This window comes from Ruegeria sp. AF8, assembly GCF_056541825.1.
In genome coordinates, this window is record NZ_JBQFYW010000003.1 from 25,687 (window position 1) to 39,706 (window position 14,020).

Annotated in this window: 12 protein-coding genes; 10 read left to right on the forward strand and 2 right to left on the reverse strand. The window is 59.3% G+C overall.

Annotated elements, in window-relative coordinates:
• Nucleotides 1–26: 26 nt before the first annotated feature.
• The 5 genes from ACR0AO_RS07385 to queF all read left to right on the forward strand — a co-directional run bounded on the left by ACR0AO_RS07385 (nt 27) and on the right by queF (nt 3,434).
• Nucleotides 27–1,016 carry a sterol desaturase family protein gene (locus ACR0AO_RS07385; protein ID WP_480601836.1) on the forward strand — a complete coding sequence of 330 codons (990 nt, stop codon included), beginning with the start codon at nt 27–29 and terminating at the stop codon, nt 1,014–1,016.
• A 181-nt stretch (nt 1,017–1,197) separates the two neighbouring features.
• A complete protein-coding gene (gene queC, locus ACR0AO_RS07390; protein WP_480601839.1) occupies nt 1,198–1,890 on the forward strand; it encodes a 7-cyano-7-deazaguanine synthase QueC in 693 nt (230 codons plus the stop codon).
• On the forward strand, nt 1,890–2,246 hold the full coding sequence (gene queD / locus ACR0AO_RS07395; protein WP_480601841.1) for a 6-carboxytetrahydropterin synthase QueD: 357 nt from the start codon (nt 1,890–1,892) through the stop codon (nt 2,244–2,246). Before queC ends, queD begins: the two co-directional genes overlap by 1 nt.
• Nucleotides 2,243–2,956, forward strand: coding sequence for a 7-carboxy-7-deazaguanine synthase QueE (gene queE, locus ACR0AO_RS07400; RefSeq protein WP_480601846.1), 714 nt, complete (start codon nt 2,243–2,245; stop codon nt 2,954–2,956). Before queD ends, queE begins: the two co-directional genes overlap by 4 nt.
• 10 nt (nt 2,957–2,966) lie before the next feature.
• A complete protein-coding gene (queF, locus tag ACR0AO_RS07405; protein ID WP_480601849.1) occupies nt 2,967–3,434 on the forward strand; it encodes a preQ(1) synthase in 468 nt (155 codons plus the stop codon).
• Here queF and ACR0AO_RS07410 read toward each other — a convergent pair.
• On the reverse strand, nt 3,431–4,369 hold the full coding sequence (locus ACR0AO_RS07410) for a GlxA family transcriptional regulator (protein ID WP_480601851.1): 939 nt from the start codon (nt 4,367–4,369) through the stop codon (nt 3,431–3,433). The two genes, queF and ACR0AO_RS07410, sit on opposite strands and share 4 nt — an antisense overlap.
• A gap of 75 nt (nt 4,370–4,444) precedes the next feature.
• On the opposite strand from ACR0AO_RS07410, the gene ACR0AO_RS07415 reads away from it, so the two are divergent.
• From ACR0AO_RS07415 to ACR0AO_RS07425, 3 genes are read left to right on the forward strand one after another with little or no spacing between them, the layout of a single operon-like run.
• Nucleotides 4,445–5,605 (forward strand): acyl-CoA dehydrogenase family protein, encoded by a 1,161-nt coding sequence (locus ACR0AO_RS07415; protein ID WP_480601854.1) that lies wholly within the window; start codon nt 4,445–4,447, stop codon nt 5,603–5,605.
• 2 nt (nt 5,606–5,607) lie between these two features.
• Entirely contained in the window at nt 5,608–7,665 is a 2,058-nt protein-coding gene (locus ACR0AO_RS07420) for an acetate--CoA ligase family protein (protein WP_480601856.1), read from the forward strand.
• Nucleotides 7,662–8,441, forward strand: a complete 780-nt coding sequence (locus tag ACR0AO_RS07425; RefSeq protein ID WP_480601858.1) for a carnitinyl-CoA dehydratase — start codon at nt 7,662–7,664, stop codon at nt 8,439–8,441. The genes ACR0AO_RS07420 and ACR0AO_RS07425 overlap by 4 nt, the downstream gene beginning before the upstream one ends.
• A gap of 6 nt (nt 8,442–8,447) precedes the next feature.
• Here ACR0AO_RS07425 and ACR0AO_RS07430 read toward each other — a convergent pair whose 3' ends face one another.
• Complete coding sequence (locus tag ACR0AO_RS07430; protein WP_480601860.1) at nt 8,448–9,080, reverse strand: class I SAM-dependent DNA methyltransferase; 633 nt, start codon at nt 9,078–9,080, stop codon at nt 8,448–8,450.
• Between the two features lie 87 nt (nt 9,081–9,167).
• Here ACR0AO_RS07430 and ACR0AO_RS07435 point away from each other — a divergent pair, with 87 nt between their 5' ends.
• Both ACR0AO_RS07435 and ACR0AO_RS07440 read left to right on the forward strand, forming a co-directional pair.
• Nucleotides 9,168–10,013: an SDR family oxidoreductase gene (locus tag ACR0AO_RS07435; RefSeq protein ID WP_480601863.1), complete on the forward strand. Its 846-nt coding sequence runs from the start codon at nt 9,168–9,170 to the stop codon at nt 10,011–10,013.
• 163 nt (nt 10,014–10,176) lie between these two features.
• Nucleotides 10,177–14,004 (forward strand): hypothetical protein, encoded by a 3,828-nt coding sequence (locus ACR0AO_RS07440; protein WP_480601867.1) that lies wholly within the window; start codon nt 10,177–10,179, stop codon nt 14,002–14,004.
• Nucleotides 14,005–14,020: the final 16 nt, after the last annotated feature.

Sequence of the window (14,020 nt, forward strand, 5' to 3'; positions counted from 1 at the left end):
TCCTCCCTTTGCCGAAGGTAGATGCCATGACAGACCCCTCCCAAGATCCAGAAGCCGGTCGCTGGAATTATCTCCCTGAGGGCACCGTTCCGCTCAACCCCCTTTTCAGCTGGCCCCCGAGACCTGCTGCGGTTCTGAAATGGTACAGCACCGCGTGGCTTCAGATCACGTCTCTAACCTTGTGCATGGTTCTGGCGCTGGTCTCTTACGCCTTCTTTTTGCCCTCACTTGAGACAATGCAAAGCTTCGCGCCGGGTTGGATGTTTCGCGTCTGGTTGTTGAACATGGTGCCCCAGATATTGATTGCCGGGGGGCTGCATTGGTGGCTTTACATGCGCAAGGGGCAGGGCATGCACACCAAATTCGACCGGCGCGACCTGACCCGGAACAATGGTATCTTCGCGTTTCACAACCAGGTGCTGGACAACATCTGGTGGACACTGGGCAGCGCGTTGACCGTTGCGACCATCTATCAGTGGATCATCTACTGGGCGATGGCCAATGGCTGGGCACCGGTAATCACATGGGAGCAGGCGCCGGTCTGGTTCGTGGTTTGGATGTTCTTCATTCCGATGTGGTCGGGGTTGCATTTTTACTGGGTGCACCGGCTGGAGCATCATCCGAAGCTCTACAAACACGTTCATGCAGTGCATCATCGCAACGTCAATGTCGGCCCGTGGTCCGGAATCTCGAACCATTGGTACGAGAACACCCTGTACTTCTCGACCTATTTCATCCACCTGGTGGTGGCATCGCACCCGCTGCATCTGCTGTATCACGTGTATTTTCAGCAAGTGAGCCCGGTTCTATCCCATTCGGGCTTTGAAAAGCTCAAGGCCAAAGAGACTGAAGCTGCGCGCGCCGGAGACTTTTTCCATCAACTCCACCACAGGTATTTCGAGTGCAATTATGGCACTTCGGAAATTCCTTTCGACAAGTGGTTCGGCACGTATCACGACGGCACCGCGGCGGCGACGGAACGTACCCGGGCATTCAAGAAACAGATGTATACCTGAAATCAATGCCGCAAGATCGGGCCGGGGTGCTATTGTGGGCCCCGGTCGCTTTTCTGCCTGTGTTAAAGCGATAGGATGCAAAGGCTTTACGGACCCATCGTCCTTCTGCTAAACGCACCCGGTCCGGATGGTTCGGACGCCGGTCGCAGCCTACCCGGCTTACAAAACAAGGATCTGAAAAGTGAAGACAATCGTCATCTGCTCTGGCGGGCTGGATTCGGTTTCGCTGGCGCATAAGGTGGCTGCCGAGCACCAGCTGATCGGGCTGATCTCGTTCGATTACGGCCAGCGCCACCGCAAAGAGGTCGAGTTTGCCGCCCGTGCGGCCGAACGGCTGGGTGTGCCGCACGACCTGATCGACATGAGCCATATCAGCAGGCATCTCAGCGGCTCGGCCCTGACCGACGATGTGGATGTGCCCGACGGCCACTATGCCGAAGAGAACATGAAGGTCACCGTGGTTCCCAACCGCAACGCCATCATGCTGGCCATCGCCTTTGGCATTGCCGCCGCAAAACAGGCGGATGCGGTGGCGGCAGCGGTGCATGGCGGCGATCATTTCATCTATCCCGACTGCCGCCCCGAATTCACCGAAGCCTTCGAGACGATGCAGGCGCGGGCACTGGACGGTTACGCCAATGTCAGGCTCTATACGCCCTTCGTCCGCATCCCGAAATCGGCCATCGTGACCGAAGGGGCAAAACACGCAACGCCGTTTGCCGACACGTGGTCGTGCTACAAGGGCGGCGAGACCCATTGCGGACGCTGTGGCACCTGTGTCGAACGGCGCGAGGCATTTCATATTGCCGGGGTCGAAGACCCGACCATCTATGCCGATCCGGATTTCTGGAAAGCTGCGGTGGGGGCGCAGTGATGTACCGGATCACCAAGGAATTCCATTTCTCGGCCTCGCACCAGCTGTGCGATTTGCCCGACGACCATCCCTGTGCTCGGCTGCATGGGCACAACTATGTGATCGAGGTGGAGCTGAGTGCCCGCGAACTGGACGCCAGCGGTTTCGTGGTGGATTACCGCGAGCTGAAACCTCTCAAAAGCTGGATCGACGACGAGTTGGATCATCGGCACCTCAACGACGTATTCGGGCATGACATGGTGACTTCGGAACGACTCGCGAAAGAGGTCTATGAGTTCTGCAAGGCACGCTGGGCCAAAACCAGCGCGGTGCGGGTCAGCGAAACGCCCAAGACCTGGGCGGAATATAGGCCATGAAACCGTTGCGCATCGCCGAGATATTCGGGCCCACCATTCAGGGCGAAGGCGCAGTCATCGGCGTGCCCACCGTTTTCGTGCGGGCGGGCGGCTGTGACTATCGCTGCACGTGGTGCGACAGCCTGCACGCCGTGGACAGCCAGTTTCGCCACGAATGGGCGGCAATGACAGCGGCAGACATTATGTCCGAGGTCGAACACCTGTCGGGTGGCGTACCGCTGACAGTGTCTATTTCGGGCGGAAACCCTGCTATTCAGGATTTTGCACCCATGATCGCGCTGGGCAAATCCAAAGGCTATGCTTTCGTGATGGAAACCCAGGGCTCGGTCTCGCGGGATTGGTTCGATGCTTTGGAAACGCTGATCCTCAGCCCCAAACCGCCATCCTCCGGCGAATCCGTGGATTGGGATGTGTTCGATACCTGCGCTGCGGCAAATACGCAAAAAGTGCTCAAGATCGTGGTATTTGACCAGACGGACTATGACTGGGCGCGCGATGTTGCGGCGCGCTACCCGCAACTGCGTCTTTATCTGCAACCGGGCAACCACACACCGCCACCGCCCGAAGCCGAAGATGCCGCCATCGACATGGATGGTATCATGACCCGATATGAGTGGCTGATTGAAAAAACCCTGGGGGATCGCTGGTACGCCCCCACCATCCTGCCGCAGCTGCATGTCCTGGTCTGGGGCAACAAGCGTGGCGTATGAGGCTCTGACAATGGCAAATCAAGATATCTATGCAAACCTGACCCAGCTTGGCGGCAAGACCGAGTTGCCGAACTCCCCGGAAGAGGCGGTGCTGGAAAAAGTGCCGAACCCCCAGGCCGGTACCGATTACGCCGTACGGTTCACCGCGCCGGAATTCACCTCGCTCTGCCCGCTAACTGCGCAGCCCGATTTCGCCCATATCGTGATCGACTATGTGCCGGGCGACTGGCTGGTCGAAAGCAAGTCGCTGAAACTGTTCCTCGGGTCATTCCGCAATCACGGCGCGTTTCACGAAGATTGCAGCGTCACCATCGGCAAGCGGCTGGAAGAAGTGCTGGAGCCGAAATGGCTGCGTGTGGGCGCTTACTGGTATCCCCGCGGCGGCATCCCGATCGACGTGTTCTATCAGACCGGTCCCGAACTGCCCGGCGTCTGGATTCCGGATCAGGGTGTACCGACCTATCGTGGGCGCGGCTAGCGGCGCAGCGCGCGGGGCGTGGTCCCGAACTCGGTTCGGAATGCGCGGGTCATGGCGCTGGGATCGTCATATCCCGAACGCAGTGCGATCTCGCCTATGGCAAGGTCGGTTTCCACCACCAGCTTGCGCGCCAGATTGAGGCGCAGGCGGCGGTAGACCTGCGTCGGGCTGGCCCCCAGATCGGCGCGCATTCTGGATTCCAGCACCTTTTGCGTCCGGCCGACGCGCCGGGCGATCTCGGGGATCGAAAGCGGTGTTTCCAGATGTTCCTGCATCAGCGCCAGCGCCTTGTTGACAAAGCCGCTGGCCGATCCCGCTCCGCCTGTATGGGAGCGCGCGGAATCCCGTGTCATGAAAAGCTGCGCGACCTCCAACGCCAGAGCCTGCCCCTGATCCCGTCCGATCAGATGCATCACCAGATCAAAGGCCGCCATCGCCCCGGAACAGGTGATCCGGCTGTTGTCGATGACAAATCTTTCCCGCCGGACGTCGATTTCAGGAAAGCGCTCTGCGAACCCGGTCAGTTCTTCCCAGTGAATCGTGGCGCGGTGGCCATCAAGCAGCCCGGCCTCGGCCAACAGCCAGCTTCCGGTGTCCATTCCGGCCAGAAACGGAAACCGGCCAGAAGCCGCGCGCAGACTGGCCTGTGTCTTCCATCCGCCGTGTCCCAGAAATCCATAGGAAGGCATCACCACCAGCATGTCGCCCGAGGCATTGGCCAGCGTGTCGTGCGGTGCGACCTGCAATCCCGAGGACGAGGTGACCGGACCCGAACCGAGCGACAGAAACTGCCAGCGATAGAGATCCACCCCCGACAACATATTCGCAGCCCGCAGCGGCTCCACCGTGTTCGCCAGACAGTGATTGGAAAAGCCATCAAACAGCAGAACGCCGAAATGCTGCGTTGCAGAGGTTGATTTTGTCCAAAATTGCATGACCAATATCTATCTCTGCATGATATATCATTCAAGCCACGTCAGGATTGTTGCAACTCAGCCCGGAGAACCAAAATGCAATACGGCCTGTCAGAAGAGCAGGAAATGATCGCCTCGACCGTCCGCAGTTTTGTGGAAAAGGAGATCTATCCGCATGAAGAACTCGTGGAACGCACCGGCGAAGTGCCCAAGGAAATCGCCGATGAGATCAAGCGCAAGACCATTGAACTGGGCTTTTATGCCTGCAACTTTCCCGAAAGCGTCGGCTGCGCTGGGCTGAACCATATGGAATTCGCGCTGGTCGAGCGGGAACTGGGGCGCGGTTCCATGGCGCTCAACCATTTTTTCGGCCGCCCTCAGAACATCCTCATGGCCTGCGAAGGTGATCAGGTCGAACGCTATCTGATGCCCGCCGTGCGTGGCGAACGCATGGACGCGCTGGCAATGACCGAGCCGGGCGCGGGCTCGGATGTGCGGGGTATGAAATGTTCGGCCGTTCGCGACGGTGGCGACTGGGTGGTCAATGGCACCAAACATTTCATCTCGGGCGCCGAGCACGCGGACTTCATCATCGTTTTCATTGCGACTGGCGAGGATCAGACCCCGAAGGGCCCGAAAAAGCGGATCACCGCGTTTCTGGTCGATCGCGGAACTCCCGGCTTCACGATCCGCGACGGATACAAATCCGTCAGCCATCGCGGCTACAAGAACATGGTTCTGGACTTCGACGACTGCCGCCTGCCCGACGCACAGGTGCTGGGCGAGGTCGATGGCGGGTTCGACGTGATGAACACCTGGCTTTACGCGACCCGGATCACGGTCGCCGCCATGTCGGTGGGGCGCGCGCGGCGGGCTTTCGACTATGCGCTGGACTATGCCGCCACGCGCGAGCAGTTCGGGCAGAAGATCGGCAAGTTCCAGGGTGTGTCCTTCCAGATCGCCGACATGATAACCGAAATCGACGCCGCCGACCTGCTGACACTTGCCGCCGCCGACCGGCTGGACAAGGGGCTGCCCGCCAATCGCGAGATCGCGTCGGCCAAGCTCTATGCTTCTGAAATGCTGGCGCGGGTGACCGATGCGGCGATCCAGATCCATGGCGGGATGGGGTTGATGGATGACTATCCGCTGGAGCGGTTCTGGCGCGACGCGCGGGTCGAACGGATCTGGGACGGCACGTCGGAAATCCAGCGCCACATCATCAGCCGCGACCTGCTCCGGGCGCTCGGCGCATGAACATGGCGGGTGAATTGCCCGGCACGGACGCCGCAGCCACAAAGATCGAGGCTCTGAAACGCACTCTGCACTTCCGGTCACTGGCCGTGATCGGCGGCGGCGCGTGGTGTGCCGAGGTTATCCGGCAGGCCCGCAAGCTCGGGTTCGAGGGTCCGATCTGGCCGGTTCATCCGAAAGCCGCAGAAATCGCCGGAGAGCACGTCTTTGCAAGGCTGGAAGACTTGCCCGCGCCCCCTGATGCGGCATTTGTCGGCATCAACCGGCACGCGACAATCGAAGCTGTCGGCGTTTTGTCACGCATCGGCGCGGGCGGCGCGGTCTGTTTCGCCTCGGGCTTTACCGAGGCCGTGGCCGAAGATGCCGGTGCGGCGGATTTGCAATCGCAGCTTGTCGCCGCTGCCGGGGATATGCCGATCCTCGGGCCCAATTGTTATGGTTTTGTCAACGCGCTTGACCGGGCTGCGATTTGGCCGGATCAACATGGCATGAAACCGGTCGACCGGGGTGTCGCCATCCTGACGCAAAGTTCGAACATTGCGATCAACATGACGATGCAGCGCCGGGCCTTGCCACTGGCCTTCATGCTGACCTGCGGCAATCAGGCCCAGACCCATCAGGCCGAAATCGCCACGGCTCTGCTGGACGATCCCCGCGTCACCGCGATTGGGGTTCACATCGAAGGATTTGGCGATCTGCGTAAGTGGGAGGCATTTGCAACTCGCGCAATTGAGCGTGGCGTTCCGGTCGTCGCGTTGAAAATGGGCAAATCAGCCCATGCGCAGGCGGCCACCATTTCGCATACCGCCTCGCTTGCGGGCAGCGATGCCGGGGCGCAGGCGTTTCTGGACCGGCTGGGCATCGCGCGTCTGGACGATATCCCAAGCTTTCTCGAAACCCTGAAGCTATTGCACGTAGCAGGCCGCCTGGATGGCAACGGGCTCAGCACCATCAGTTGTTCCGGCGGCGAGGCGAGCCTTGCGGCGGATATGGCGTTGGGCCGAAACCTGCATTTCCCACCTCTGACCGAGGTTCAGAAAACCGGGCTGCGCGCCGCGCTGGGGCCGATGGTGGCTTTGGCGAACCCGCTGGACTACCACACGTATATCTGGCGCGATACGCAGGCGATGACACGGGCATGGGCGGGGATGGCCGGTCCTGATGTGGCTCTAACAATGGCTATTGTGGATTATCCGCATACCGATGCAACCGATTGGCAATGCGCAACGCAAGCCGCCGTAAACTGTGTGCGCGACACTGGCAGACCTTATGCTGTCACGGCAACATTGCCGGAACTGATGCCCGAAGATGTCGCCCGCACTCTCATGGCGGGCGGAGTTGTTCCCTTCGCCGGGCTGAGCGAAGCATTGGCCGCGGTCGAAGCGGCGGCCAGACCAATCCCTGAAATCGCGGAGGCGATCGTGCTGCCGGGCACTCGGTCCCCGGACACGGTATTGACCGAAGCCGAAGCCAAGGCCGAACTGGCGGCCTTCGGTCTGGCGGTGCCGCGAAACTTTGTGGCGCCTGTGGGTAAGGTGGCCGATCTCGCCTGCACCCTTGCCGGCCCGTTCGCGGTCAAGGGGATCGGGCTGGCGCACAAGTCCGAACATGGCGCGGTTTTATTGGGCATCAGCGCCGAAGATCTGACCGATGCCGCGCGCAGGGTCGGAACGGCGGAAGTCCTGATCGAGGAAATGACAACGGGCGGAATCGCGGAATTGCTGATCGGCGTCACTCGCGATCCGGCGCATGGATATGTCCTGACAATTGGTGCGGGCGGGGTGCTGACTGAGATTTTGCAAGATACGATCTCGATGCTGATTCCGTCCGGCCGAGACGCAATTCGCGATGCGTTGGGCAATCTGGCCTGTGCGCCGCTGCTCAAAGGGTACCGGAGTAAGCCCGGTGTCGAATTCGAAGCCGTTCTGGATGCGGTCGAGGCGGTACAGGCCTATGTCATTGCCAATGCGGAGACCGTCGGCGAAGTTGAAATCAACCCCCTCATCTGCACGGCAACTGGTGCGGTCGCCGTAGATGCTCTGATCCGAAAGGCAAACTCATGAACCCTGTCAAGACCAAGCGCGATGGTGCGATCCTCGAGGTTACGCTTGACCGGCCCAAGGCGAACGCAATCGATCTTCGGACAAGCCGGGTCATGGGCGAAGTGTTTCGCGACTTTCGCGACGATCCCGAGTTGCGGGTGGCGATCCTGACTGGTGGCGGAGCAAAGTTCTTTTGCCCCGGCTGGGATCTGAAAGCAGCGGCTGACGGCGACGCGGTTGACGGAGATTACGGCGTCGGCGGGTTCGGCGGATTGCAGGAATTGCGGGACATGAACAAACCGGTCATCGCCGCAGTGAACGGGATCGCGTGCGGAGGAGGTCTGGAACTGGCGCTGAGCGCCGACATGATCGTCGCTGCGGACCACGCCACTTTTGCGCTGCCGGAAATCCGGTCAGGCACGGTGGCCGATGCCGCCAGTGTGAAACTGCCCAAACGCATACCTTATCACATCGCGATGGAGTTGCTGCTGACAGGGCGCTGGTTCGACGCAGACGAGGCGCACCGCTGGGGGTTGGTGAACGAGATCGTCCCGGCCGATCAACTGATGGATCGCGCATGGGAACTTGCGCGTCTGCTCGCAAGCGGCCCGCCGCTGGTCTATGCGGCGATCAAGGAGATCGTGCGCGAGGCCGAGGATTCCAAGTTTCAGGATGTCATGAACCGGATCACCAGGCGCCAGCTGGCCACCGTCGATATTCTCTATGGGTCCGAGGACAACCTCGAAGGCGCGCGCGCCTTTGCCGAAAAACGCGATCCGGTCTGGAAAGGGAAATAAGGCCGCTCAGGCCCTTTCGAACAGCGCGATAAAGGCCGTGTCGTCCTTATTCGGCCCGGCCGCCAGATCACCGTAAATTCGAACTTCCTGCAGTTTCAGATTCTCGATTCTGCTTTCCTGCAGGTCCTGCAGCGCCTTGGCAAACCCCATTGTTTCATAGTGTCTGGCATTGATCGACAGCGCGAATTGTGCCCCATGCCGGGCCACCCTTAGCAATGCGGGCAACGCCTCGGGACCAAGATGGCCATGCGTGAATGTGCCCGAGGACACGATGCCGGAATAGCTTTCCCTTGGTACAGGAATACCCAGATTCAGGTCGGCTTCGATTGCGTCGCGATAGATATCCTTCCGCATTGCTTCAGCCAGCATTTCAGGGCTGATGTCGGTAGCATCGATCGGGCCAACGCCCAAGCCGGACAGAACCGCGCCGCACAGCCCGGTTCCGGCCCCCACATCCAACACCGGCCCCTGCCCTCCGGCGGCGACAAAGGCGCGGGCGGTGTGGATGTGAAGCTGATAATCTTCGAGCGCGGCGAAACTGTCGTCATAATCTCCGGCCCATTCAGCATAGAGCTGTTTATGGCCTTCGGGAGTTTCCAGCGCATAGGCGGCGTGCAGGTCAGGTGATTTTTTGCTCATGTCCCATGAAAGGCCCAAGCGGGGATTCGAATCAAGTGCGTCCATCGGGCGCTTGCATCGGCTGGTATTACGCCCCATCAAGATGTCATGACAGGCACACTTCTTTCCTTTGGACACGGTTATTCCGCCCGCGCATTGTCACGCCGACTGGTGCCGCAGGGCTGGAAGATCATTGGAACAACACGCAACCCCGAACAGGTTGACACTATCCGGAACTCCGGCGCGGAACCGGTCATCTGGCCAGGAAAAGAACCCTCTTTTGAAGACGTTACGCATCTTCTGATTTCGACCTCTCCCGGCAAAAAGGGGGACCCGGTACTGGCGGCGCTGGGTGACGAAATCGCGGCACGCGCGGGGCAGTTCAAGTGGGTTGGATATCTGTCGACCACGGCAGTCTATGGCGATCACGATGGTGGCTGGGTGGATGAAACCACGCCACCCGCCCCAACCGCAGAGCGGGGACGTTGGCGGGTCAAAGCCGAAAATCAGTGGAGCGCCATTCCCGGCTTGCCGTTGCACATCTTTCGGCTGGCGGGAATTTACGGGCCGGGTCGGGGGCCGTTCTCGAAATTGCGCAAGGGTGGGTTGCGCAGAATAATAAAACCGAATCAGGTGTTTAGCCGTATTCACGTGGATGACATCGCGCAAGTACTCGCCGCTTCCATTGCCAGGCCCAATCCGGGCGCGGTCTACAATGTCTGCGATGATGAACCGGTGCCGCCGCAGGATGTGATCGGCTATGCGGCTGAACTGCAAGGGCTTCCCCTGCCGCCCGCCGTGCCGTTCGATGAGGCCGACATGACCCCGATGGCCCGCAGCTTCTATATGGAAAACAAGCGGGTGCGAAATGACCGGATCAAGGAAGAACTGGGGATCAGGCTGATCTATCCTAACTACCGGGTGGGGCTTGAGGCGCTGGTGGATCAAATCTGACCGCCTGCCACTGGGGAGGTTGAACGGCTGCTAAGGACCGTTTCTGCCGCTTGCGTTCCAACCCCTCTCTCCACCGATCAAGACTGTTGTCACAACGCCGCTGAGCGCCTAGCCTTGCAAAACGCTCCAACCATTGAGGGGCTGTCAGCATTGGAGAGGTCCTGTGGCGGAAGTAGGCGTTTCTGGCGACAAGTTAATTCAATTGGTGAAAGTGGCGCGGAAGGGACCGATCGCCTTTGCGTTCAATCCCGGCCCGTCGGACGACAGTCACGTCTTTGCTCTCGACAAACGAAAACCGGCCGAGTTTCTCGCCAGAAACGCCAAACGGGAAGGTGATGGCAAGAAAGTCGCGTCGGGCCAGTGTCAGGTCAACGGAACCAAGATGCAGTTGCAATGCGAAACCATGGTGCCCGGGCTGGCCAAGAAGCTGCGGAAGTTTCTCAAGAGCAACAAGCTGAATTTCAAGGTCGAAGTGCTCGACGCGGAAGGAAACCTGCTGGAAGCCGATGGCGAGCAGGTAGAGGAACAGCCGCAGGCCACTGATGGCCCTACCCCTGATGCAGAGCCGGATAGCGATGGCGGCACAGATCCGCTGGCGGAAAAGTGGGCGCAGGCCAAACAAAAGATTGGCGGGCTCGTCGCGGATGCTTTGAACGGCGGCGGCGGCAGCGACAAGCTGGGTGCCCTTTGGGACCTCGCCAATCAGAAAGCCGATAGTGGGGATTTTGCAACCGCTCTCAAAGCGTTTCCCGCAATAGTCAACCTTCTGAAAGCTCCGGCGGCTGCCGCGGATCAGGGATCAGAAGAGAAGGTGACGGAGCTTTCGAAAGCTGACCTTGTTGCGGAATTCAAACAGCTTGAGAGCAAAATTCGTGATTTGATCGCATCGGGATCGCCGGCGGCGGCCAAACTCAAGGAAGCAGCCCAGGGATTTGTCAAAGCGGTCAAGGCGGACAAGCTGGATATGGCGCAGAAACTGCATGCCGCAATGCACGCGCTGGTCGCCCGCGCTGAAACCGCTCAGGGCGTGTCGGACACCCCGGTTGGTGCGTCCCCGGTGCTGGGAGATGACAAGCTGGATGACAGCGATGCCGACATCGATGAGAAGCCGGAACAGCAAGACCAAAAGCCGGAAGAAAAAAAACCGGAAGCCCAGGCAAAGCCGCAGCAGGACAAGCCCAAGGATCCCGATGGGCTGGATCACAGCGGTGTCTCGGACGCTCAGCGCAAAGAGTTGAAAAAGATCAAGAAATCGAATCCGGAGCTTTTCGACGCCGTAGCCGACACCCTTGCCGCGCTAGATGGCGGCGGCGATGCCGACGCATCGCCCGGCGCCTATGCCGGATTGATACAGAAAAAGATCGAGGCGGACAAAAATTGGCAGAAGGCTCGAGCCGACGCGATCAAGGCCAACAACGACCTCAAAGAGGCGCGTGAGAAAGTCAAGGGAGCCGGCAAAGAAGTACAGGAAGCGAAAGCCGCGCTGGACAAAGCCGAAGAACGGCTCGGTCGCCACAAGGGTGAAGAAAAATATGAAGCCCGCGTCGCCAAAGCCAAGAAAACTCTTGAAGCGTTGCAAGAACAGCAAAAGGCCATTGTAGAAGACAAGGACAAGAAAAAGGCAAAACACAAAGAAAAAGACGACCAGTACAATGACGCCGTAAAAGCTCGTGACGATGCGAAACAATCCGCAGACGCCGCAGCCGCAAAGCGCAGCCTGGTGCATGAACTGACGTCCGGCGCGCTGTCAGAGAATGCAGATCCCGGTTTGAGCAAAGAAGCGTCTGTCGCGCTGGTTGCGGCCTATAAAAAGCAACCTGATGTGGTCAAATCCGCGCTGGACCTGCTCAGTACCGCGAAAGATCCCGAAGCGTTCGCCGCGCATGTCGGCGCTGTCGTTGACATGATGGACAATGGATTTGGCGGTCAGGGCGGAAATCCTGCTGTCGAATCGGATCGGGATCGCAAGCAACTTGCTGAAAATGCTTTGATGATGGGCGCACGGCTGGGCAAATCCTATGCCGATGGGTTCAAGGCCTATTATCAGACGGATGCCGCAAGCAAGAAGGATAAGACGGGAGGGCTGGGCAAGCCCGAAAAAGGCAAAGACCGCGAATTCATTGCGGAAGTGTCCACCAAACGCAGCGCGATGATGGCAAACGCCTTGTTGAAGGACGGAAAGATCGACCTTGACGGGGCCGGCGCCAAAGAGGCGATGGATCATCTGATGTTTCATCCGGGTTCGCTCAAGACCTGCACCCCGGTTCTGATCGACCAGATCAACGAGTTTCGCGATTTCGCTAAAAAGAACGCCGATGATGTTCAGGGTGTTCTCGACGACTGCAAGAAACCCGACAAACACGCCAGCCGGGCCATCGTTCGCGGCACATTGGGCAAGGACAAGTCCGCGTCGGTCACTCAGAACGATGCGCGGCGCGCCGTCCTGTCGGCAATGATGACGCCGGTCACGCAGGGGCCGGTCGGATCTTGCTTTGCCACTGGGCCGCTGAACGCCAAACGTCAAAAGAATCCGCTGGCGGTCATGAAAGACTATGCCGAGATCGCCACCGAAGGGACCTATTCACCAAAAAGCGGCGACAAAATTCCGGCCAACCGCACCTTGCCGCCGGGCGAGCACCCATTGATGCGCAGTCTGGAATATTCCGTTGCCACAGCTTCGGCCAACCTGTCCGACTCGGTTGAAAAAAAGAAACTCAACAACGCGCTTTTGGGCGGTGGCAACGGGTTGTCAAAGGTGAAGGACGCGGTTGGGGCCAAAGCCTGGCGCGGCGGCGGCGTGTTCTCCAAGAACAAGGACAAGGGCATCAAAACCAAGATCGCCACCGAAGTTGCGCAAAAACTGCGCGTATCCTGGAATGCCGGAGAAAGAGAAGGGGGTGCCGAGGGCGACGGCCACTCGACCGCCGGTCAGATGGAGCTTGTTTACACCAAAGACCCCTCGAATCCGCAATCCCGGAAGGCCATAACGTCAGAGGCCGAGTTCAAGAAGGCGATGACCGAAATCGCGTTGTCCGCGGCGGGTGCCAAGGCAGATTCTGAAGAAGGGCGCAAAATCAAGGCCGTCATAGACGATCCAAGTTTCATCGACTCGGTCAAGTCCACCAATGCTGGCGGCAAGACCTACGAGCCATGGAATCTCAACCAACACGGAGGATTTGCAGACCAGACTTATGACGCGATGGACGGTGTTTCGTTCAAAGACAAAGGCGTTGTGGGTTCGTCTTCTTCGGCCCCGAACACCAAGCGGGCAACGGACATGCTGAAAGCCATGTCCAAACGGCTGGAAAAAGCGGATGGTTCGCTGATACCGGTTACGACCCATGGCGACAATTGCAACCATGCGTTCAACCTGACCCCGGACACCGAAGGGATGAAGGCCATCTCGCCACCCGATGCCGACAAGAAGATCGATGAGCGATTGGTCAAACCCGGAAAGGAGGCCGCCGAAAAGGCCATGCCCGCATCCGAAGCGGCCGAGATATTCGACGAACAGATGCGACAGATCATGTCAGGCTGGGGCGGGATGGATTTCGACCTGATGGGTAAGGCCTTCGAAAAGCAGCCGGACAAGGACATGACACCGCAAGAATTGAAGGATCACATCGAGGAAGCTCTGGCGGATGTCAAAGAGAAGTGTATCGAGAACAAGTCACAGCGCAGAATGGCGGAACTGCGGGCAGCCTCCAAGCCGGTTGACGAAGACGAGATCCGCGCGGATTTCCGCAAGGCCTACGACGACAATCTCGGCCAACGAACCGATACGCTATTGCTTGAGCGGTTCCCGCCGCCCAAGATCGTATTTGCCGACACGAACTGGGGTGGACCGAACGAACGCACCCGATTTGCTGCCGCACCACATCCAGCAACCGGTGAAGTTCAGATGTGGATCATCAAGGATCCCGGCGGCAAGATGAAGCCGTTGCCGGACAACTGGGTCAAAGCCAATTGGAACATGCAAGAGCCGAAGTAACCAAACTGGAGACAGC